Consider the following 21,757-nt stretch of genomic DNA (forward strand, 5'->3'; position numbering starts at 1 on the left):
CGGCGCTGGTACACGGTGATCGGCGATTTCGGGCGGCACGCCGGACGCGAGAGGATCGAACGCGTGAGTTCGCGACGTCTCGACGCCTGGTGCACCGGCCTGACCGTTCTCGGTGGCACCCTGGCCGCGCTCTCGCTCGTCGACGGCGGCAACCTCATCGCCCAGATCCAGGCGGGCGCACCGGTGCTCGCGATGCTCGGGCTCGTCCTGACGGGCGCGCTGCTCCTTCGCCGACGGTGGATCCGGGCAGGTGTCGCGCTCGTGTCGAGCCTCGTGCTCCTCGTGCCCGCGATCACCCTGCCCGGCGACCCGCCCGCGCCCGGCGGGGACACCCTCTCGGTCCTCGCGTTCAACACCTATGTCGGGCAGGGCGATCCGGACGCCCTCATGGCGGAGGTCCGGGCCCGCGAGGTCGACGTGCTCGTCCTTCCGGAGATGACGGCGGCGTACTGGCAGTCGCTCGTGGATCGCGGCATCCGTGATCTCCTGCCGCATGCCACGGGACGCACCGGCGGCGGCCGGGGGATGGTCGTCGCGACGCGCGAGGAGTCGACGTGTGTCGCCCTCCCCACCGGCATGACCTGCGGCGAGGTGGTCATCGACGAGAGCTCGGAGCCGTACGTCCTCAACCGTGCCGGCGACCCGACCTTCGATCAGGTCGTGGTCCGGCTGCCCGACGGGACCCTCGTCAAGGGGGTGCACCTGTGGTCGCCGCGCCTCTCACCGGGTGTTCGCTGGCGTGAGCAGCAGGCCGAGATGGCGCAGTGGATCGCCGACCAGCAGGGCGAAGAGCTCCTCGTCCTCGCGGGAGACTTCAACGCCGGCCGCTCCCACCCCGCGTTCCGCGAGTACTCGGCGGGCTTCGACGACAGCCCACGCGGCGCCTTCCCCTGGACACGGACGTGGCCCAAGTGGGGGCCGATCGGCCCCCTCACCCAGATCGACCACGTCCTCGCCCGAGGCCGGCGAGCCGCCGAGTCGACGACCCTGCGCATCCCCGGCTCCGACCACGACGCCGTCTGGTCCCTCCTCACCCGCTGACCCGCTCGCCTGGTGAGAGTGGTTCGAGCCCGATCAGCCGAAGGTGACCTCGCCCTTGTGGATGTCGCGGCCCTTGAGACGCACGAGCAGGTCCCAGGCGATGACCGGGCCGTCGTCGGTCTCGATCTCTCGTGCGACGCGGCCGGAGCGCTCGATGACGAGGGAGCCGGAGGTGAGGTAGTCCTGCAGGTCTTCCTCGACGTCGGCGGCAGAGTAGAGGACCTCCGCGTCCTGGGGTCCGCCGTAGCCGTCGGTGAGGTTGCTCGTGTCGTGTGCGACGACGAGCAGCACCCCGCCGGGGGCGAGCGCACGGGCGGCCGTGCGCATGGCGCCGCGACGCTCGTAGGCGGGCAGTTGCAGGTAGCTGACGAGCACGGCGTCGTAGGCCGACTGCGTGACCTCGGCGGTCGTCACGTCCTCCACCCGCCAGGTGATGTCGAGGTCGCGGCCGCTGCGCTTCGCCACCTCGTCCGCGAGACCCCGGGCGCGGTCCACGGCGACGGCGGAGAAGTCGATGGCGGTCACCGACCAGCCCTCGGAGGCCAGCCAGATGGCGTTGCGACCCTCCCCGGAGGCCAGGTCGAGAGCGGTGCTCGGAGTGAGCGCGGCCAACTCGGCCACCACCCACCGGTTCGGGTCGCTCCCCCACACGAGTTGCTCGTCCGTGTAGCGCTCGTCCCAGGCTGCCGCGTCCATGACCTACTCCTTCGGCGTCGCGTGTGCACGGCCCGCGGGGACCGTCACCGCAGTCTCGCGCATTCCTCACGCTCCGGCCACCGAGGGCGGTCCAGAGCGAATTTCGTTGCGGCTCAATGATATTGATTTTGCCCGGTAATTCCCTTTGCGATAAGCCACCTCACCTGAGGACCTAAGTCCCTGGGGAATGCCCGCATATCGGCCGATTCTGTCGTCGACGGGTGGCATCTGCCGCGCGTCGGGCACGTCTGGGGAGGGACGGGCCGCAGGGGAATCCAACTCCACGCGCGTCGCCTGCCCACCCCGATTCGGAGGATGTGGGAATGGACGCACTTGAACTCGCACGATGGCAGTTCGGTATCACCACGGTGTACCACTTCCTCTTCGTGCCGATCACGATCGGGCTCTCGGCGATCGTCGCCGGCTTCCACACCTCGTGGGTGCGCACCCATAACCCCCAGATGTACAAGCTGACCAGGTTCTTCGGCAAGCTTTTCGTCATCAACTTCGCGCTCGGTCTGGTCACCGGAATCGTGCAGGAGTTCCAGTTCGGAATGAACTGGTCCGACTACAGCCGCATGGTCGGCGACATCTTCGGAGCGCCGCTGGCGCTCGAAGCGCTGTTGACGTTCTTCCTCGAATCGGTGTTCATCGGTCTGTGGATCTTCGGCTGGGGCCGCATTCCCGAGAAGTTGCACGCGGCCACGATGTGGCTCGTCCACATCGGCACGGTGATGTCGGCGTTCTTCATCCTCGCCGCCAATTCCTGGATGCAGAACCCCGTCGGTTACCACATCAACCCCGCCAACGGCCGAGCGGAACTGACCGACTTCGTCGCCGTGATGATGAACAAGGTCCAGTGGGTGACGTTCCCGCACGTCGTCACCGCGGCCTACATGACGGCCGGCGCGCTCGTCATGGCCGTCGCGCTCTGGCACCTGCGCCGCGGCGCGCTCGGTCGGGCCGAAAACCGCGAGTACCGCGAGCTGTACCGCAAGGCCGCCCGCGTGGGCGCCGTCGTCACCCTCATCGCGTCACTGGGCGTCGTCATCACCGGTGACCTGCAGGGCAAGGTCATGACCGAGGTCCAGCCCATGAAGATGGCGGCGGCCGAGGGCATTTACCACAACGAGAAGGCCGCACCCTTCTCCGTCTTCGCCACCGGCAACCTCGAAGGCACCGAGGCCACGCACTGGATCCAGATCCCCGGCCTGCTCAGCTACCTCGGCAAGGGCGACTTCGGCGCCGAGATCCGCGGCATCAACGACATCCAGAACGACTACGCGGCCAAGTACTCGGGCAACGCTCTGACCAACGATCAGGCGACGAACTACACCCCGTACGTGCCGGTCGCCTATTGGACGTTCCGTTTCATGATGGGCTTCGGGTTCGTCTCGATGGGCGTCGCCGCCCTCGCGCTGTGGGCCACCCGCAAGTCCGCCGGCGAGGGATCGCTCAAGCCGGCGTGGTGGCACTGGGCCATCATCGGCGCGCCGCTGTTCCCGCTGCTGGCCAACTCCTTCGGGTGGATCTTCACCGAGATGGGCCGCCAGCCGTGGGTCGTCATGGGCGTCATGCTCACCGAGTTCGGTGTCTCCCCGCGCACGTCCGCCGGTGAGGTGCTCACCTCACTCATCGTCTTCACGCTGCTCTACGGCGTCCTCGCGGTCGTCGAGGTCAAGCTACTGCTCAAGTACATCCGTCTCGGCGCCGAGGACATCGGCGAGCCCACCGAGGCCATCACCCAGGGCGTGGGCGAGGACGAACCCCTCGTCTACACCTACTGACAAGGGGCCCCGACATGGATCTCGCAGTCGTCTGGTTCATCCTCATCGCCGTCCTCTGGATCGGCTACTTCTGCCTCGAAGGATTCGACTTCGGCGTCGGCATGCTCCTGCCGATCCTCGGCAAGGGCAAGGACGCCCAGGACACCGAGCGCCGCAAGCGCGTCATGCTCGGCACCATCGGCCCGCACTGGGACGGCAACGAGGTCTGGCTCCTCACCGCCGGCGGTGCGACGTTCGCGGCGTTCCGCGAGTGGTACGCCACCCTCTTCGACGGGTTCTACCTGGCGCTGCTGCTCATCCTCGTCGCGCTCATCGTGCGCGCGCTGGGGTTCGAGTACCGCGGCAAGGGCGAGACCACCGGGTGGCGCGCCAACTGGGACAAGATGATCGTCTTCGGCTCGTTCCTCCCCGCGCTGCTGTGGGGTGTCGCGTTCGCCAACATCGTGCGCGGCACGCCGTTGCGGATCCGCGAGAACGAGCTCGGCCAGGGCGTGGAGTTCGCGGGCAACCTGCTCACGCTGCTCAACCCGCATGCTCTCCTCGGTGGCCTCACCACCCTGTTCCTGTTCCTCACCCACGGCGCGATCTTCGTGGCGCTGAAGACCGACGGTGACATCCGGCACGACGCCCGCGCCCTCGCCGGCAAGCTCGGCCTGGTCTCGGCCGCGCTCGCCGTGGCGTTCCTCGCGTGGACGAACATCGAGACCGGCAACAAGATCGCCGCCTGGGTCTTCACGATCCTCGCCGCGATCGCCCTGGTCGCCGGACTGCTCGCCAACAAGGCCGGGCGAGAGGGCTTCGCCTTCCTCGGCACCTTCCTCGCCACGCTGTTCGCCGTCGGGTCGCTGTTCCTCATGCTGTTCCCCGACGTGATGCCCTCGACCCTCGACCCGGCCGCCTCCCTGACGACCGTGCGCGACGGCGTCGGCTTTTACGCCGCGAACAGCGACATGACGCTGCAGATCATGACGGTCGTCGCCGTCATCTTCACGCCCGTCGTCATCGGCTACCAGGCGTGGACGTACTGGGTGTTCCGTCGCCGGCTCACCACGAGCCACATCCCCGACGTCGGCCCGACCCGCGAGCGCGTGCAGGCCTGATCTCCTCGCCGGGCTCCGCACCCTGCGGCCGTGCTCCTCCGATCGGGGGAGCACGGCCGCAGGTGTGTTCGCGAAAGGCCCGTGACCCGGGGAGCGCGAAGTGACAGCCTGAGGGCATGACGGATGTCGCCGGACCCGCCTCGGGTGTTCCCCACGCCGCCCACTGGGGCACGTACACCGCACGCACCGACCGCGAGGGCCGCGACGTCGCGGACGTCACGCCGTGGTCCGGTGACGCCGCGCCCTCCCCGCTGCTCGGCAACATCCCCGGCTCGGTGACGCACCGCAGCCGCGTGGCCCGTCCCGCCGTCCGGCGCGGGTGGTGGGAGGACGGTCCCGGCCCCTCCTCCCGGCGAGGTCGGGACTCCTTCGTCCAGCCGCCGTGGGACGAGGTACTCGACGTCCTGGCCGGCGAATACGCGCGGGTCGTGCGCGAGTTCGGCAACTCCGCGATCTACGGAGGCTCCTACGGGTGGGCCAGCGCCGGCCGGTTCCACCACGCGCAGAGCCAGGTCCACCGCTTCCTCAACCGACTCGGTGGCTACACCGGCTCGGTCAACAGCTACTCCACCGGCGCCAGCGAGGTCATCCTCCCGCACGTCATCGCGCCCGAATCCGTGCTCACCCAGCTCGCGACCACGTGGGACGTCCTCGCGCGGGAGTGCGAGGTGTTCGTGTGCTTCGGCGGGGTGCCGCTGAAGAACACCGGCACCGACAGCGGCGGGTCCGGCCCTCACCCCACCCCCGCCGGGTTGGCGGCGCTGCAGGACGCCGGAGCCCGCATCGTGGCGATCACCCCGATCGCCGACGACCTCGGCGGAGCCCGGGAGGTCGGCGACGACTGGTTCGCGGGCACGGGTCGACTCGACAGGGCCGCGGACGCGGGCGCGGCATGGATCCCGATCCGCCCGGGCACCGACGTCGCGCTCATGCTCGCCCTCGTCCACGTCCTCGACGCCGAGGGGCTGGCCGACGAGGCGTTCCTGCAGCGGTACTGCGTCGGGGCCGAGGCGTTCCGCGCCTACGTCCGCGGTGAGAGCGACGGGGTGGCCAAGACCCCCGAGTGGGCCGCTCGCCTCTGCGAGGTGCCCGCCTCCCGCATCGTGGCGCTGGCGCGGCTCATGGCCGCCCACCGCACGACCGTCACGGTCACCTGGTCGCTTCAGCGCACCGAGCACGGCGAGCAGCCGTTGTGGGCGGCGCTCGCGCTGGCCGCGTTCCTCGGGCAGATCGGCCTGCCCGGCGGCGGGTACGCCAACGGGTACGGCTCGATGAACAAGCCCGGCCTGCATCCGACGGCGTTCCGGCTGCCCTCCCTGCCGCAGGGCGCGAACCCGGTGACCGACTTCATCCCCGTCGCCCGGGTCACCGACATGCTCGAACGCCCCGGCGGCACGTTCACCTACGACGGCGGCACATACACCTACCCCGACATCCGTCTGATGGTGTGGGCGGGCGGCAACCCCTTCCACCACCATCAGGACCTCGGACGCCTGCGGCGCGCGCTGGGCGGGCTCGACACGCTCGTCGTCCACGACCCGTACTGGACCCCGCTGGCCCGGCACGCCGACGTCGTCCTGCCCTCGACGACCTCGCTCGAGCGCGACGACCTCGCCGGCACACGCGCCTCCGGACGTCTCGGCGTCATGGCCGCGGCCGTCCCCCGTCACGAGCAGGCACGCGACGACTACGACATCCTGGCGGCCCTCGCCGAGCGGCTGGGATTCGGCGAGGCCTTCACCGAGGGCCGCGACGCCCGGCAGTGGATCGAGCACCTCTACGACACGTGGCGCGAGGACCTGACCCGCCGTCGCATCGTGCCTCCGGGCGCGGAGGCGCCGACCCTGCCCGACCTGGCGCAGGTGTGGGAGGCCGGCGGTGTCGAGCTGCCGACGATGGGCCCGATCGTCGCGTTCGCGGACTTCCGGCGCGACCCGTCGGCGCACCCGCTGCCCACCCCCTCGGGGCGGATCGAGCTGTTCAGCGACGTCATCAAGGGCTACGACCTCCCGGACTGCCCGCCCCACCCCACCTGGCTCGAACCAACCGAGTGGCTGGGTGGTGAGGGCGCGCGCCGATGGCCGCTGCACCTCGTGGCCAACCAGCCGCGGACCCGCCTGCATTCGCAGCTCGACCACGGAGCGACCTCGCAGGCCTCCAAGGTGGCCGGGCGCGAACCGATCCGGCTGCACCCCGTCGACGCGGCGGCGCGCGGGATCGGCTGCGGCGACGTCGTGCGCGTGTTCACCGACCGGGGCGCGTGCCTGGCCGGTGCCGTGCTGTCCGACGCACTACGGCCGGGAGTCGTGCAGCTCTCGACAGGCGCCTGGTTCGACCCCTACGACCCCGCCCGGCACGGCCCCGAGGCGGGCGCGGCCGGGCTCGCCGAAGGGACCTGCGTCCACGGCAACCCCAACGTCCTCACGGCCGACCGGGGCACCTCCGGGCTCGCGCAGGCCTGCACCGGGCAGCACGTCCTCGTCGAGATCGAACGCTGGGACGGGCCCGTTCCACCCGTCCTCGCCTTCGACCCGCCGGTGTGACCCACCGTGTCCTTCGTCCGTGGGTCCCATGCCCGCATCGCGACCGAAACTCCTGATCGTCTTCCGCAGCGCGACGATCCGGGGTAGGACAGGACACGCTCACCCTTTCGTTCCCGACAGGAGCACCCCATGCGGACATCCCCGGCCGCGCGGCACACCCTGCGCGCCACCGTCGCCGCCCTCGCGGCGTTCGGCCTCGTCGGTTCGGCCACCTCGAGCCTCGCCGTCGCCTCCGAGGCGGCCCCGAGTCCCGGCGCACCCGGCATCGGCGACCCGTACTACTCCGACTACGGCAACGGTGGCTACGACGTCCAGCACTACGACATCAAGGTCGGCTACACCCCCAAGACGGGGCTGTTGACCGGCAAGACCACCGTCACCGCCAAGGCCACCAGGACCTCAACCGCTTCAACCTCGACCTCGTCCTCCCCGCCGGCTCGGTCACCGTCAACGGCAAGCCGGCCAAGTTCTCGCGCAAGGGCGACCAGGAGCTCGTCATCCGACCCTCGGTGGTGAAGAAGGGGTCGACGATGAAGGTCGTCGTCACCTACGCCGGGGTGCCCGCCAAGACCAAGGTCGACGACTACACGCCGTGGGTGACCAGCACGAACGGCGCCATCGCCCTGGGTGAGCCCGAGATCGCCGCCTGGTGGTTCCCCAGCAACGACCACCCCCGCGACAAAGCCACCTACAGCATGGACATCACGGTGCCCAAGGGCCTCGAGGCCATCAGCAACGGCACCCTGCGCCGCACGACCTACGGCAAGAAGACCGACACGTGGTCCTGGCGCACCACCAAGCCCATGACCACCTACCTCGCGTTCATGGCCATCGGCGACATGAAGATCACCAAGGGCGTCTCGGCCAAGGGCATCCCGTGGCTCAACGCCGTCACCGTCGAGAAGAACCCGACGACCCGGCGTGCCGCGGCCGACCTGGCCCGCACACCCGAGGTCACCGACTGGCTCGCCACCCAGTTCGGGCCCTACCCGTTCGAGGCCACCGGCGGCGTCGTCCCGGCCGGCAAGCCCGGCTTCGCCCTCGAGAACCAGACCCGACCGGTGTACCCCCAGGAGTACTGGACCAAGGGCCCCAACATCGGCATCGTCGTCCACGAGCTCGCGCACCAGTGGTTCGGCAACTCCGTCAGCGTCAAGAACTGGAAGGACATCTGGCTCAACGAGGGCTTCGCCTCGTGGGCCGAATGGCGCTGGGAGGAGACCCACGGCGGCCCGTCGGCGAACGCGGCGTTCAAGGAGATGTACGACGCCCGCCCGGCGAGCGACACCAAGTTCTGGAACGTCATCCTCACCGACCCAGGCCCCGGCGACGAGTTCGCCGGCGCCGTCTACGACCGCGGCGCCATGACCTTGCAGGCGCTGCGCAACAGGGTCGGCGACCCGGCCTACCACTCGATCATCCGCGGATGGGCCAAGAAGCACCGCTACGGCAACGCGACGGTCGAGGAGTTCATCGCCTACGCGAGCAAGCAGTCGGATGAGGACCTCCGGCCCTTCTTCCGCGCGTGGCTCTCGACCGCCGGCAAGCCCAAGCCGTCGGCAGAGCTCGGCTTTCCCGCCGAAATGATCCCCAAGTCCTGACCGGTCACGCCTCCTGATCGCCGAGACCGCCGCCTATAGGCGGCGGTCTCGGCGTCGTGGTGTGGGGTGTCGGAACGACGGGCCTCGCGAGGGACGCATGGCGTGCCCGGGGAATCGGTGTGGTCGTGCTGAACTGGAGACATGAAGCCGTTCGACCCCCGACTGCTGCGCCTCGCCCCGGGAGCGAGGTCGGGAATCGTGGGTCTCGGCGTCCTCGGAACGATCTCGGGCCTGACGGCCATCGCCCAGGCGTTCGCCGTCGCCCACCTCGTGTTCGTCGTCGTGCGATCCGAGCCGTACACCGCCGCACTGGTCGCCGTCCTCGGCACGTTCGCGCTGCGGGGACTCTCGCACGCCGGGACCGAGATCCTCGCCGCCAGAACGGGCGCCGCGGTCTCCGGCGAACTGCGCACGCGCCTGGCCGAACGGGTCCTCCACGGTGGCCTGGACGGTGACCACGCGCCGATCGGGGGTCCGCCGTCGACGGTGACGCCACCGCTGCCACCACCCCCGCCACCACTGTCACCGAGGCGGGCACGGGCCGGGGCGTCCCCGCTGCGGGCTCCACCCTCACCCTGCTCACCCAGGGCACCACGAGCGTCGAGCCGTACGTCGCCCGGTATCTGCCCTCACTCATCGCGGCGGCGGTCATCCCGCTCGCCGCGGTCGTGGCGATGCTCGCGCTGCACCCCTGGACCGCGCTCATCCCCGTGTTCACGCTGCCGCTCCTGCCCCTGTTCGCGGCGCTCATCGGTCACGCGACCCGCGACGCGACCGACCGGCGCTGGGCGGCGTTGTCCCAGCTCTCGGGCCATTTCCTCGACGTGATGAAGGGCCTGCCGACCCTGGTGGGCTACTCCCGGGCCCACCGGCAGTCGGCCACGATCCGCGCTGTCAGCGAGGACCACCGCAAGGCCACCGTCGAGACGCTGCGCATCGCGTTCCTCAGCTCGGCCGCGCTGGAGTTCCTCGCGACGATCTCGGTCGCCATCGTGGCCGTGATCACCGGCCTGTTGTTGGCCACCGGTCGCATGGACCTCGAGGTCGCCCTCGCGTTGATCCTGCTGGCGCCCGAGGCGTTCTGGCCGATCCGGCGCGTCGGCGCGGAGTTCCACAACGCCGCCGACGGCGCCGCGGCCCTGGACGAGATCGCGACGGTCCTCGACCGGCCACAACGCACCCAGCAGCGGGGCGGCGAGCGCGTCATCGCCCGTGACCTGGGCTTTCGCTACGCACCTGACCTCCCCGAGGTGCTGTCGGGCATCGACCTCGACCTCACGAGCGGACTCACGGTGCTCATCGGGCCCTCGGGCGCCGGCAAGACCACGCTGCTCGAGATCGTCGCCGGGCTCCGGCGGCCCACCTCCGGTGAGATCGACGCCCCGCCCGCGCATCTGGTGACCCAGCGCCCCTTCCTCGCGCCGGCATCCATGCGCGACAACCTGCTGCTCGGGGTCGGGGACGGCGCCGACCTCGACGACCACCACCTGGCCGCGGTGCTGGAGGAGGTCGGGCTCACCGAGGTGCTCGCGTCGCTGCCCGAGGGCCTCGACACGCCTCTGGGCGACGACGGATTCGGTCTCTCGGCCGGGCAACGGGCCCGGTTCGCCCTCGCCCGGGCGTTGTTGTCCCCGGCCCCGCTGATCCTGCTCGACGAGCCGACGGCGCACCTCGATGCGCAGACCGAGGCGCTCGTCGTCGACGTCATCCGGCGCGCGGCGCAGGAGCGGATCGTCCTGGCCGTCTCCCACCGGCCGCACCTGGTCGAGGTGGCCGACGCGCGCATCGAGATCGCCTCGACCGTGGGCGGAGGTGCGCGATGACCCGGCCCACACCGGAGACGACCCGAACGCCGTTCCGTGTGCCGCGGCTCGTGCCCGGCATCATGCCCGCCGCGATCATCGGCGGCCTGGCCCTCACCTCGGGCGTCGCGCTGACGGCCACGTCGGGGTGGCTCATCGTGGCCGCCTCGTTCGGTCCGCCCATCCTCACGCTCCTGGCCGTGATCGTCTCGGTGCGGGCGTTCGGCCTGGCCCGGCCGGTGCTGCGGTACGTCGAGCGCGTGAAGTCCCACGACGCCGCCCTCGCCGCCCTCGCCGGGGAGCGGGCACGCGTGTACGACCGGCTCATCCCGCTCACACCGGCACGCCTCGGACGCCGTGGCCGCGGTGACGTGCTGTCGGGGGTCGTCGACGACCTCGACGACGTCGCGTACGCGCAGGTGAGGGTCGTCGTCCCCCTGGTCGCGCTCGTCATCGCAGGACTCGCCGCCGCGCTCATCGACGCGTTCTTCCTCGTCCACGCCGTGCCGGTGATCGTCTCGGTCGTGCTCGTCACGCTGATCGTCGGAGCCCTCGACTGGTGGATCGAGCGACGCACCCAGGCCGAGGTCGTCGCCGCGCGCGCCCGTGTGGCCGACCTCGCGGCGATGGTGACCCGCGACGGCGCCGAGCTGGCCGCCATCGGGGCTGAGGATCGGGCGCTGGCCTGGTTGGACGAGGCGCAGACGCGGCTGACCCGGGCCGTCCGCGCCGAGTCGTGGGGTCGCGCGATCGGTGTCGGGCTCGTTCCGCTCGTCGCCGCCGGTCACGCCGTGTGGATGGTGTTCGTGGTGATGCCGTGGATCGAGGTCGGCCTGCCGGTCGCGCTGGCCGCACTGCTCGTGCTCACGCCCATCGCGCTCGGCGAGGTCGTCGGCGCGATCCCCGACGCGGTTGGTGCACTGGCCCGCGCGCAGGGCGCCTCGGAGCGTCTGTCGGCGCTGCTCGATCAGGAACCCGCGGCGGCGCACTCCGACGTCCCTGCGGATCCGGAGGGTCCGAGCGCGGGCGCGCGGCCGGCCGTCGAGGTCCGCGCTCTGTCCGCGACCTGGGACGGCGGCCGCCCGGCGGTGACCGACGCCGATCTCGACGTCGCCCCCGGGGAGTTCGTCGGGGTCGTCGGCCCGAACGGGTCGGGCAAGTCGACCTTGCTCGCAGCGTTGGCCCGCCACCTCGACCCCACCTCCGGCAGCTACCGACTCGGCGACCTCGACGCCCTCGCGCAGCCTCCGGCCCAGGTGCGCACGAGCCTGGCGATCGTCGACGACGAGGTGCACGTCTTCGCCTCCACCGTGCGCGAGAACCTGCGCCTGGCCAGGCCGGAGGCGAGCGACGAGGAGATCGTGCGAGCGCTGCGGTTGGCCGGTCTCGGCCCCCTGCTCGAGGCGTTCCCGAACGGTCTGGACGAGCGGCTCGGCACCGGCGGGCGCGGCGTCTCCGGAGGGGAGCGCGCACGCATCGGCATCGCCCGGGCGATCCTGTCGGCCCGTCCGGTCATGCTGCTCGACGAGCCCGTCGCCCACCTCGACCACCCCACCGCGGTCGCCGTCATGTCCGACCTGCTCGAGGCGGCTCACGGACGCAGCATCGTGCTCGTCACCCACCGCCCCGAGGGCCTGGACGACGCCACCCGCGTCGTCTCTCTCCACCTCGAACAGTAGGAGAAGGGTGAAACAGGAGCGCCTGAGCGGCTGTTTCAGCGTCACGTACTGTCTCAAGTGGATTTCGCGGGGGTCCCGCTTGATGCCGGGCCATCGTGGCCAAGCCGCTCACGCCGACGTCTCGGGCTGGCGGGGTGCTTCTCCCGCGCCCTACGGTGAGGCATGCCGTCGTACGTGCATCCGATGCCGCAGCCCCTACAGCCGTACGTGCAGTCGTGCGTGGGGTACGACTACTTCCTCGCGCCCGAGGCCACCCATCACGGCCTGCCCTCGACCGCTCTGACCGTGATCATCGCGTTCGACGAGCCGATCGACTGCGGATGGCTCGACGGAGGACCGCCCAGCCTGTTCCCCACGCTCCTCGGCGGACTGCACACCCGGCCGACCCTGATCCACACCCACGGCCGCCAGTGCGGGATCCAACTCTCCGTGACCCCTGCCGGGTCACGGGCGCTGTTCGGTACTCCCGCAGGGGTTTTCGCCGGGGAGATCCTGGACGAGACGCACGGCCTGCCCGCCGCGGTCCAACGGCGACTGCAGGACGCGTCGTGGTCCGAGCGGTTCCGACTCCTCGACGACGCCCTCCTGGCGCGCCTCGCCCGCCTCGACGCGCACCCGATGCGTCGAGAGGTCGCCCACGCGTGGGCGCGGGTGCACGAGAGCGCCGGTCGGGTCAGGGTCGAGGAACTCGCCGACGAGGTCGGGCTCTCGCGCCGCCGGTTGCTCACGGAGTTCCGCACCGAGATCGGCCTCACACCCTCCCAGGCCCGCCGCGTCGCACGGTTCGATCGAGCCCGTGACCTGCTGAAGGCCGGCCACTCCCCGGCCGACTCCGCGGCACTGGCCGGGTACGCCGACCAGCCGCACCTCAACCGTGACTGGCGAGCCCTGGCCGACATGACCCCGCTCGAGACCCTCGCGGACTTCGCCGTCATCGAGGGTCCCGAGGACGACCCATTCGTCCAAGACGCGATCCTCTGATCCGGACGAGGGTGGAGACATGAACACACCACAGCTGCACCACTGCCTCCGCTACTCCGACGCCGACCGCGCCCTGACCTTCCTCGCCGCACTGGGATTCACCGAACGCCTCGTCGTGCGCGACGAGAAGGACCCGAAGCTCGTCCACCACGCGCAACTGCAATGGCGGGACAACGGCGGCGTCATGCTCGGATCGGTCCGCGAGGGCGACGACGCCAAGCAGTTCCGACCGGGAACCGGCGTCTGCAACCTCGTCGTCGACTCCGACGCGGCCGTCGACGAGACGCTCAGGCGGGCCATCGACGCAGGTGCCGAGATGGCGGTCGAACCCCAGAACCCGCCCTACGGCGGCCGCAGCGCCGGAGTCCGCGACTTCGACGGCAACTTCTGGAACATCGACTCCTACGCCGGCGTCTGACCGAACGCGCACGCCCACCGCCGGAGAATCCGCCCCCAAATCCCATCTCAGACAGCAGGTGAGGGCGAAACAGCGACGCAGGCGTTGCTGTTTCAGACCTCACCTGCTGTTTCAGGTGGAGGGTGGGAAGGGTGGGGAGGGTGGGGTATGGCTCGGGCTCAGCGGTCCTTCGCCAGGCGGATGAGGCGGTCGAGGATCGTGCCGCCACCGATGCGCAGGCCGTTGTGCTCGTACTCGTTGGTGATCCACGGCCGCATGTTCGGCAGCAACGCCGCGGTCTGCTCGGAGAACTCACGGTCGACGTACACGTCGTCGGCGTAGATCGCCGCCGCGCACGGCACGTTCACGCTCCGCAGCACGTCGGCGTCGTACAGACGCGGCCAGTCGACCTCGGCCACGCAGCCTGCGACCTGCGCGAACGGCGCGAGTTCGCTGCTCACCTCGAAGTGCCACGGGTAGAGGTGCTCGCCGGTGAGCAGCGTCTCGTCCTCGGCGAACGCCTCGGGGTAGGTGCGGGCCGCGGACCAGTCCGTCGGGCCGCCGTCGCAGTACGACGACTCGTGCACGACGGCGTAGAGCGGGTTGCGTCCGCCGAACGGCAACAGACCGGCCAGATCGTGGCGGAACCACGGTGCGCGCACGTCGCCCTCGAGCAGGTGCGCCAGGTGGTCGGACCCGCCGGTGCCGCCCAGTAGGTGGCCGAGGGTGCGGAACCACCGCGGCGTCACGACGTCGCCGTTCGGCAGCCTCACCTCGCCGCGCTCGCAGGCGGCGAGGACCTCGACCATCCGCTCGCGCGCGCCGGGGTGGCGCCGGTAGAACAGCTCGCTCTTGCGGGCCATGTGCCCGTACGTGCGGGCATACACCTCGTCGACCGGGCGCCCCACGGGCGGCAGACCGCCGGTGAAATACACCTCCGCCAGGTGGTCGGCGTGAGTGGAGAGGTAGTGCAGCGAGGTGAATCCGCCGAAGGACTGGCCGAGCAGACTCCACCGCTGCACCCCGAGGTGCTCCCGCATCGCCTCGGCGTCGGCGACGATCGCGTCCGCGCGGTAGTGCGTGAGCTGTTCAGCGAGCCCGGCGGCGTCCGGCGCACCGTCGCCCGTGAGGTCGGCCTCCCCGAACGGCGTGGAGCGTCCGGTGCCGCGCTGGTCGAGCATGAGCACGCAGTAGTCGGCGAGCGCACGCTCCAACCAGGGTGGGGAGGACGGGAATCCGCTCGGACGAGGCGCCTCGCACCCCGGGCCGCCCTGGAGGAAGACGAGGAACGGGCGGTCCGTCCCATCGGGCGCGGCCACCTCCCGCGCGTACACCTCGATCGTCCCGCGGGCCGGGTCGTCGTGGACCAGCGGCACCTCGATCCGATGGTCACGGACCCGCAGGCCCGGCAGGACGGAGTACTCGCTGGTCGGCTGGCTCATGAGCCCACCGTAGGACCAGGCCCGGCTCCCCCGCCGCGACTTCCACCGACCCGGGGCCGTCGGCCGGCGTCAGCGCCGCGGCAGGTGCCGGTGGACCGAACGTCCGATGCGTCCGGCGAAGTACCGCGCTCGGTCGATCGTCGACCGGTCGATGTGCACGCGCCGGATCGGGAACCGGCGCACCAGGGCGCGGAGCCCGGGCCGTGCGGCACGCTCGGGCTCGCGGGTGGCTCCGGCCGGCTCCCCGCCCGTGGGGCGCGGGGTCTTCAGCGAGACGTCGGCCGTGACACACAGTCGCGGGTTGTCCTGGTCGTCGCCGCCGACCTCGCCGTGGAACCACCGCACCCGCATGTCGTCACCGTCGACCGAGACCACCGCGATCGTGTTGTCGAACCACGGCCCGTGGGTCCCGCGCCACTGGAACGGCGGCTGCGGCACCCGGGGAAGGCGACGAGCAGCCGCGTCATCGGCTCCGCGAGCGCGAGGCCGAGGGTGGCCGTCATCCACCGGATGAACCGGGGCAGCGGGTTGCGGATCGGTGAGCACACGAGCTGCAGCACCTGCGAACCGCCTTGGCGCACCACCTCGGACACGTAACTGTTGTGCACGTCGCCGGAGAGGAACGTGACGGTGCGGGGCGGCTCACCGCGGTTGCCGTCGGCGACGTCGGTGGCCATCGCCGCGACGCGCTCGAAGCTGCGGTTGAACGCCGCCCAGTGCTCGAGGTCCACGGTCTGCCGCAGCCATTCCGCCGGCTTGACCAGCAGCGGCCCGTAGGCACCCTCGGCCAGTGCCTCGTTGAAGGCCTCGACGTGGTGCAACCCGGGGGTGAGGAGGAACGGCAGCGACGTGCCGACGAAGACGTGCTCGAACTCGCCCCGCATCTGCTCGTCCAACCAGGCCGTCTCCGCGTCGTCGAGCATGGCGCGCTCGCCGTCCTCGACGACACGGGCCGCGCGGGAATCGACGACGATGACCCGGCTGCCCTTGACCTCGCGCGAATAGCTGAAGCGGTAGCAGTCCGGCTCCTCGTTCACCCGGGCGGCGAAGTCGTCGACGACGTCGGTGAGATCGACCTCCGTGCCCCCGTCGCGTTCGCGGCGTGCCACGAGTTCGCGCCACAGCGGGTCCTCGGCGCGTTCGTCGATCGAGAGGTTGCCCAGGTGCTGGTAGACCCAGTACGAGCCGAGCCCGGCGACGATGCGCTCCTGCCACCAGGGCGTGCCCGCCATCTCCTTCCGCCACGCCGCCGAGGTGTTCCAGTCGTCGCGGATGTCGTGGTCGTCGAAGATCATCGAGCTCGGCAGGGTGGCGAACACCCACCGCAGGTGCGGCTCGCTCCACGCCAACCGGTAGAGGTGCTCGTACTCGACGTAGTCGCGCAGCTCCTCACCCGGCCCGTCGTCCAGGCTGCGGCGGGAGGCGATGAACTCGCGCATCTCGTCGCTGGTGATGTCGGCGTACACCTGGTCGCCGAGGAGGAACAGCACGTCCGGGATGTCCTCGGGGTCACCCTCGGCCAGGGAGAGTCCGAGGGTGCGCAGGGCGTCGACGCCGTGGCTGGCGTTGTGCTTCGCGTCGTGCGGCACGCTCTCGCGGCACGAGCCGAACGCGAACGTCAGCGGACTCTCGCCGAAGGTGCGGATCGTGCCGGGCGGGCGGACGTCGTCGTCCTCCGGCCAGGCATGGCGCCCGTCGACGGTGACGGAATACGGATACGTGCGCCCCGATTCGAGGCCCTCGACCTCGACCAGCGCGTAGTGGTATCCGTGAACCGCGAAGGTGGGGGCGCTCCACGTGCGGTCGATGCCGTCGACGCGGACTTCGACCTCGCACGCGTCATCGGTCTGCACCCAGACCGCGGCGGTCGAGGAGTCCACGTGACGGAGCATCGGACCGAGAAGGAGTTGACTCACCGCTCCAGTGTGCCGGGGTGAGGCGCCGATATCTCCCCGACCACCTCGACCCGGCCGTCGGCGAGGACCAGCGATGGCTGCACACTCGCGGCACGTCCTACGAGATAGACACTGGGACAAGCAGACTCATCCCATCGCGTCGATCTGACGCCACCAGGGGAGAACGCTCACTCGCTCCGACCACGATGCTCGCAGCGACCCACGCCGTCGCCGGCCGAACCCCCTGGTAGGCGCTGAGCAGCCGGTTCTTCTCGCGATCGAGGTCCGCCGGCCGTGCCGACCTCCCGGATCCTGATGCCACGGGGCCGGGCCCGCTCCTGCACGATGGCGCAGGCGATGCTCGGCGAACACCGGCGAGCGGAACCATACGATCAGTTCGGTCCCGCTCCCGAGCCGCCGATGGGACTTCGTCAGCCCCACCACGCAGGAGGACCCATGTTCACCCGTCGCCGTCTCGTCGTCGCCGCCACGACGACGGCCCTGCTCACCCTCGGTCCGCTCACCGCACCCGAAACCCCGGCGCCGGCTGCGATCGCTGCGTCCGCCCGCCTCGACCCGCACGCCGTACCGTCGACGGGTGGCGTGCGCCTGGCGCCGACCTCCTCGCGTGGGCCGCTGGCCGGGCGCACCATCGTGGTCGATCCGGGTCACAACGGCCGGGTGACCGCCGTCAACCGGCGACTCGTCCCGGCGGGTGGAGGACGAACGAAGGCGTGCAACACGAGCGGGACGGCCTCACGCGGCGGGGCGAGCGAGCACGCCTTCACGTGGGATCTCGCCAACCGCACGGCCCGCGCCCTGCGCGCACGTGGCGCGGTCGTCGTCCTCACGCGCCCGAACGACCGGGGTGTGGGTCCGTGCGTGAACGAGCGTGCCGCCATCGGCAACCGGGCGCGCGCCGACCTCGTGCTGTCCATCCACGCCGACGGCAACACCTCCTCGCGGGCCCGCGGGTTCCACGTCATCACCTCCACCCGGATGACCGGCGGCCGCGCGGTGCAGAACGCCTCGACCCGCTACGCCCACCAGGTGCGAGCCGCGTTCGCGCGCACCGGGATGCCGCGCTCCACCTACCTCGGCCGCGGCACCGCCATCACCCCGCGCGGCGACATCGCGGGCCTCAACCTCTCCCGACGCCCCGCGATCATGCTCGAGGCCGGCAACATGCGTCACCCCCGCGACGCGGCGATGCTCGCCAGCCCCTCGTTCCGCACCAAGGCCGCCAACGCCCTCGCCGATGCCACGGTGGCGACGCTGAAGCGCTGACGCCGGGGACTCCGCGACTCCTGGCCACTGGCCACGGCGGCGACGTCACGGCAGGGCAGGGCGCGGACCGGTGCCGATGGGTGTGCCGTCGTGCCGGGTCCAGAGCACGCCGCGGGCCGGGTGGACGGTGGCGGTGTGGTCGTGCCGGTGGACCACGGTGTGGTGGTGTCGGCAGAGCAGGGCCAGGTGTTTCATGTCGGTTCGTCCGCCGTGGCGCCAGTAGATGATGTGGTGGGCGTCGCACCATTGCGGAGGCATCGAGCATCCCGGATAGGTGCAGCCCTGATCTCGTTGGTGGAGTGCGGCGCTCTGACCTGGGGTGACGGTGCGATGAGCACGGCCCAGGTCGAGGACCTCGCCGTCGGTGCCGAGCACGGTGGGAATGATCTGCGCGTCGCAGGCCAGCATGCGGGCCTCGGCGGGGGTCAGGGTCTGCCCGAACCCGGCAGCGGCGTACCCGCAGGCGCGGGAACGAACTCGCGTGCCGAATCGGACCCTGTTTCGGCTGTCGGCCCCCTCGGCCGCGTCGCTTCCGCGGCCGTCGACGCCACCGGCCTGATCACAGTCGGCGAGGTCACCAAGGAGGTCGGCCAGGGTCATGGTCACGGTGATGCGGGCCTTGGCGCCGGTGCCGGGCACCTGCGGCTGGGGCATGGTCGCCATTCCCGCGATGGTCAGCAGCGCGTCGGCACGGCGCTGCCCGGCACTACGCAGGTCGGGCTCCCCCTCGGCGCCGGGTTGCGGCTTGGACAGTGCGTGCAACGCGGCGGTGAGAGTCGCTTCGGAGGCGGGGTCGAGCTTGAGGGTGGCGGTGCGCATCCCGTCGCGGGTGGTGCGGAAGTCGGTCAACCGGCGGTTCTGGTAGGCGCGGTCGTGCTCCTCCTGCAGGGCGCCGGCGGTGCCGTACTGGCCGATCATCCGCTCCTCCAGGGAGTGCAGCTGGGAGGGGCGGGCGCCTTCGGCGGCCCAGCCGATGAGGATGTCGGCCAGCTCCTCCCAATGGGGATGCTCGATCTTGGCCCGCAGGCGCCGGTACACCTTGGCCACCACGGCCGCGGACTCCAGCGGCAACCGGCCGTTGGTCACGGCCTCGCGTAGCGCGGTCACGTCATGGCCGGTGCAGGTCTGGGCGACGTCCTGCAACTGCCGCGCCATCACGCTCGTGACGGGCACCTCGGCGTCGCGGCAGGTCTGCTCCACCCACGCCTTGGTCCGCGGGTGATCGGAACCGGCGATCACTCCCCGCGAGCATGCCTCCAACACGATGGCCGCCCGGGCAGCCTCAACCACGGCGACCACACCCGCCGCAGCAGCGGCCAACCGGGCCAGATCATCGGAGGCCACCGAGGCCAACCCATCACCGATCTGCGCGACGAGCTCGCGCGCGGCGTCGAGCTGCGCGAGCGCCGCGTCACCCGCGGAGGCGGGGATCGGGAAAGGTGCGATGGCCATGCCTGATTCTATCGAACGCGCGTTCTATCCACAGGATGTCCACAGGCGAATACCGCTGAGGCACAACACCATTCAGAGGCGCGGGAAGACTGCAGCTCGACGACGGGATTCGTTGCGGCACAGCCATTCTCAGAATCATCGAATGATGTGATGTGCATCACGCATATGACGCAGGGCCCGTCAATCCAGGTTCGTCGTGGTCAGGACGCGACCCACCGGGCGGACCGTGCCTTCGCCCGGCAGCGGACGTCCCTTGCAGATGACGTCGCCCTTGGGCAGGACGCCCTTGGCGAGGTAGGTCGTGGCCTGTCGGCTCGCGCAGGCGTTGCCGCCGAAGAGGACTCCGTGCGAGCCCTCGTCGTCCACGGCGACGACCCGAAGGTTCTTCTGCGAGCGCCACACCCGGCGGGCGCCCTCCACGGCGTGGCCGGGTCGAGTTCGTTCTGGAGGATGAGCCCCGCCGGCAGGGAGTGCCGGCGGATCGGCGTGAGCGGCTTGGCACGGTACGGCCAGGTCGCGCACGGGCTCGTGAGCCACGTCCACCCGATGAGGGGGTAGGCCTTGCCGAGCCGCCGGCCCTCCTCGACGTAGGAGGACTGCGACCTGCTCCACGCGAAGTCGTTGCACTGCACGGCCATGAAGACGGTGTCCTCGGCGGTCAGCGGCCCCTGCCCGTTGTCGAACGCGGTCTCCGCCTCACGCCGCAACTGCTCGAGTTCGGCGTCGCTTGCGCCCTCGGCGAGGACGGACAGGTCTTCGGCCATGCGCATGAACGACGCGTCGTGATAGAGCCGGTCGGCGATGACCACGTCCAGGTCGGCCGGCGTCACGGCGCCGAGCGTTCCGCGCACCGCCTGGCCGCGGATGGCCTCGATGCGGGCCAGGACCGCGGCGGGCGTGGCGCCCAACCCGTACACGGAGTGGTGCCGTGCCACCCACGGCGCGAATTGGCGGGTGTAGCGGCGCTGGAACCCGCGCGGCTGCTCGGCGAAGCTGCCCCGCCACGTGGTCGTGATGTCGACGACGGAATCGAGCACGATCCGCCCGACCCGCCGCGGGTGGGTCTGGGCGTACCGCGCCCCCAGCCACGTTCCGGCCGAGACCCCGTACCAGTCGACCGTTCCCGCACCGAGGCGGGCACGGACGGCCTCCATGTCCGCCACCGTCGCCGCAGTGGAGATGTGCGGCAGGAGGCGGCCGTGCCGGGCGACGCAGCGGCTGACCGTGGTCGCCATCGAGGCCTGCAGCGCTTTGAGCTCGGCGGCGTCCGGGTCGCGCACCTCGCTCACCGGGGCGGACTCCAGCGTGCAGTCGGCCGGAGTGCTGCCGCCGGTGCCGCGCGGGTCGACGGCGACGATGACGTGGCTGCGGTGAAGCTCAGGGGCGTGCGCGGCGAGCGCGGGGGCCATCCAGTCGGCGGCCACACCCGGCCCACCCGGGTTGACGAACAGGGTGCGGGTGGAACGCCCGGGCGCCGAACTGCGCACCCGGGTCACCTTGAGGGTGATCGATCCCTTCGCCGGACGGGCGTGATCCAGCGGGACGCGCATCGTCGTGCACTCCACGAGCGCGGGTCGGGGCAGGTCACGGGCGAGGTCGCGCACGTCGGAGGAGCACGTCCGCTGCGACCACACGAGAGGCGCCCGCCGAGCCGCCGGCGCCGCTGCCGGCGCCCCGGGGGTCGCCACCGCCGCGGGAGTGACCGCCGCCGTGACGGCGGGGCGGGCACCGGACGTCGTCGCGGGCATCGTGCGAGCCGATCCGGGAGTCGCCGCTGCAGGCGCCTGCGCCGCGGGCACGACGAGACCGGACAGGGCCAACGCGCTGCTCAGCAGCGCCACGCAGGATCGCCCCGCGACCGAGATGCTCACTCCCTCACGATCGCACAGGAGATCACAGACCTGAGCGCTCTTCGATCCGCGCCGTTCGGGACGTGGCATCGGCGCGTCCGAGCGGTTCTACGACGCCGGCCCGGAGTGCCTGGGAAGACCGAGCACCCCCACCGAGGTGTGCACGCGTGGTTCGGGCGTGTGCCACAGTGGTCTGAGCCCAAT

Annotated in this window: 16 protein-coding genes and 1 pseudogene; 11 read left to right on the forward strand and 6 right to left on the reverse strand. The window is 71.1% G+C overall.

Features of this window, described 5'->3' with window-relative positions; genetic code table 11:
• Positions 1-63 precede the first annotated feature (63 nt).
• Positions 64-1,041 (forward strand): endonuclease/exonuclease/phosphatase family protein, encoded by a 978-nt coding sequence (locus QQK49_RS16475; protein WP_284304882.1) that lies wholly within the window; start codon positions 64-66, stop codon positions 1,039-1,041.
• A 33-nt stretch (positions 1,042-1,074) separates the two neighbouring features.
• Here the strand turns inward: QQK49_RS16475 and QQK49_RS16480 are convergent, their stop codons facing one another.
• Entirely contained in the window at positions 1,075-1,737 is a 663-nt protein-coding gene (locus QQK49_RS16480) for a class I SAM-dependent methyltransferase (protein WP_284304883.1), read from the reverse strand.
• A gap of 323 nt (positions 1,738-2,060) precedes the next feature.
• On the opposite strand from QQK49_RS16480, the gene QQK49_RS16485 reads away from it, so the two are divergent.
• The 9 genes from QQK49_RS16485 (at position 2,061) to QQK49_RS16525 (ending at position 13,648) form a co-directional block, all read left to right on the forward strand.
• On the forward strand, positions 2,061-3,524 hold the full coding sequence (locus tag QQK49_RS16485; protein ID WP_284304884.1) for a cytochrome ubiquinol oxidase subunit I: 1,464 nt from the start codon (positions 2,061-2,063) through the stop codon (positions 3,522-3,524).
• A 14-nt stretch (positions 3,525-3,538) separates the two neighbouring features.
• Positions 3,539-4,624, forward strand: coding sequence for a cytochrome d ubiquinol oxidase subunit II (gene cydB / locus QQK49_RS16490; RefSeq protein WP_284304885.1), 1,086 nt, complete (start codon positions 3,539-3,541; stop codon positions 4,622-4,624).
• 116 nt (positions 4,625-4,740) lie between these two features.
• Complete coding sequence (locus QQK49_RS16495; RefSeq protein ID WP_284304886.1) at positions 4,741-7,167, forward strand: molybdopterin-dependent oxidoreductase; 2,427 nt, start codon at positions 4,741-4,743, stop codon at positions 7,165-7,167.
• 129 nt (positions 7,168-7,296) lie between these two features.
• Entirely contained in the window at positions 7,297-7,683 is a 387-nt protein-coding gene (locus QQK49_RS16500; RefSeq protein ID WP_284304887.1) for a hypothetical protein, read from the forward strand.
• 14 nt (positions 7,684-7,697) lie between these two features.
• Positions 7,698-8,768, forward strand: coding sequence for a M1 family metallopeptidase (locus QQK49_RS16505; protein WP_348536220.1), 1,071 nt, complete (start codon positions 7,698-7,700; stop codon positions 8,766-8,768).
• A 575-nt stretch (positions 8,769-9,343) separates the two neighbouring features.
• On the forward strand, positions 9,344-10,591 hold the full coding sequence (locus QQK49_RS16510; RefSeq protein ID WP_284305937.1) for an ABC transporter ATP-binding protein/permease: 1,248 nt from the start codon (positions 9,344-9,346) through the stop codon (positions 10,589-10,591).
• Complete coding sequence (cydC, locus tag QQK49_RS16515; RefSeq protein ID WP_284304888.1) at positions 10,588-12,249, forward strand: thiol reductant ABC exporter subunit CydC; 1,662 nt, start codon at positions 10,588-10,590, stop codon at positions 12,247-12,249. Before QQK49_RS16510 ends, cydC begins: the two co-directional genes overlap by 4 nt.
• A gap of 183 nt (positions 12,250-12,432) precedes the next feature.
• The gene (locus QQK49_RS16520) at positions 12,433-13,230 is read left to right on the forward strand and encodes an AraC family transcriptional regulator (protein WP_284304889.1); all 798 of its coding nucleotides are present in this window, start codon (positions 12,433-12,435) and stop codon (positions 13,228-13,230) included.
• Positions 13,231-13,249: 19 nt separating this feature from the next.
• Complete coding sequence (locus QQK49_RS16525; protein WP_284304890.1) at positions 13,250-13,648, forward strand: VOC family protein; 399 nt, start codon at positions 13,250-13,252, stop codon at positions 13,646-13,648.
• A 158-nt stretch (positions 13,649-13,806) separates the two neighbouring features.
• Here the strand turns inward: QQK49_RS16525 and QQK49_RS16530 are convergent, their stop codons facing one another.
• From QQK49_RS16530 to QQK49_RS16540, 3 genes are all read right to left on the reverse strand, one after another.
• Positions 13,807-15,069, reverse strand: a complete 1,263-nt coding sequence (locus tag QQK49_RS16530; RefSeq protein ID WP_284304891.1) for an alpha/beta fold hydrolase — start codon at positions 15,067-15,069, stop codon at positions 13,807-13,809.
• A 69-nt stretch (positions 15,070-15,138) separates the two neighbouring features.
• Positions 15,139-15,420, reverse strand: coding sequence for a hypothetical protein (locus QQK49_RS16535; RefSeq protein WP_284304892.1), 282 nt, complete (start codon positions 15,418-15,420; stop codon positions 15,139-15,141).
• Entirely contained in the window at positions 15,336-16,985 is a 1,650-nt protein-coding gene (locus tag QQK49_RS16540) for an alkaline phosphatase D family protein (protein WP_284304893.1), read from the reverse strand. The genes QQK49_RS16535 and QQK49_RS16540 overlap by 85 nt, the downstream gene beginning before the upstream one ends.
• A gap of 435 nt (positions 16,986-17,420) precedes the next feature.
• Here QQK49_RS16540 and QQK49_RS16545 point away from each other — a divergent pair, with 435 nt between their 5' ends.
• Complete coding sequence (locus tag QQK49_RS16545; RefSeq protein WP_284304894.1) at positions 17,421-18,251, forward strand: N-acetylmuramoyl-L-alanine amidase; 831 nt, start codon at positions 17,421-17,423, stop codon at positions 18,249-18,251.
• 45 nt (positions 18,252-18,296) lie between these two features.
• On the opposite strand, the gene QQK49_RS16550 is transcribed toward QQK49_RS16545, so the two are convergent.
• Positions 18,297-19,703 (reverse strand): HNH endonuclease signature motif containing protein, encoded by a 1,407-nt coding sequence (locus QQK49_RS16550; RefSeq protein ID WP_284304895.1) that lies wholly within the window; start codon positions 19,701-19,703, stop codon positions 18,297-18,299.
• A 180-nt stretch (positions 19,704-19,883) separates the two neighbouring features.
• A pseudogene (locus tag QQK49_RS16555) lies at positions 19,884-21,643 on the reverse strand (alpha/beta hydrolase).
• Positions 21,644-21,757: the final 114 nt, after the last annotated feature.

Source organism: Mobilicoccus caccae, assembly GCF_030161635.1.
Lineage (GTDB): Bacteria > Actinomycetota > Actinomycetes > Actinomycetales > Dermatophilaceae > Mobilicoccus > Mobilicoccus caccae.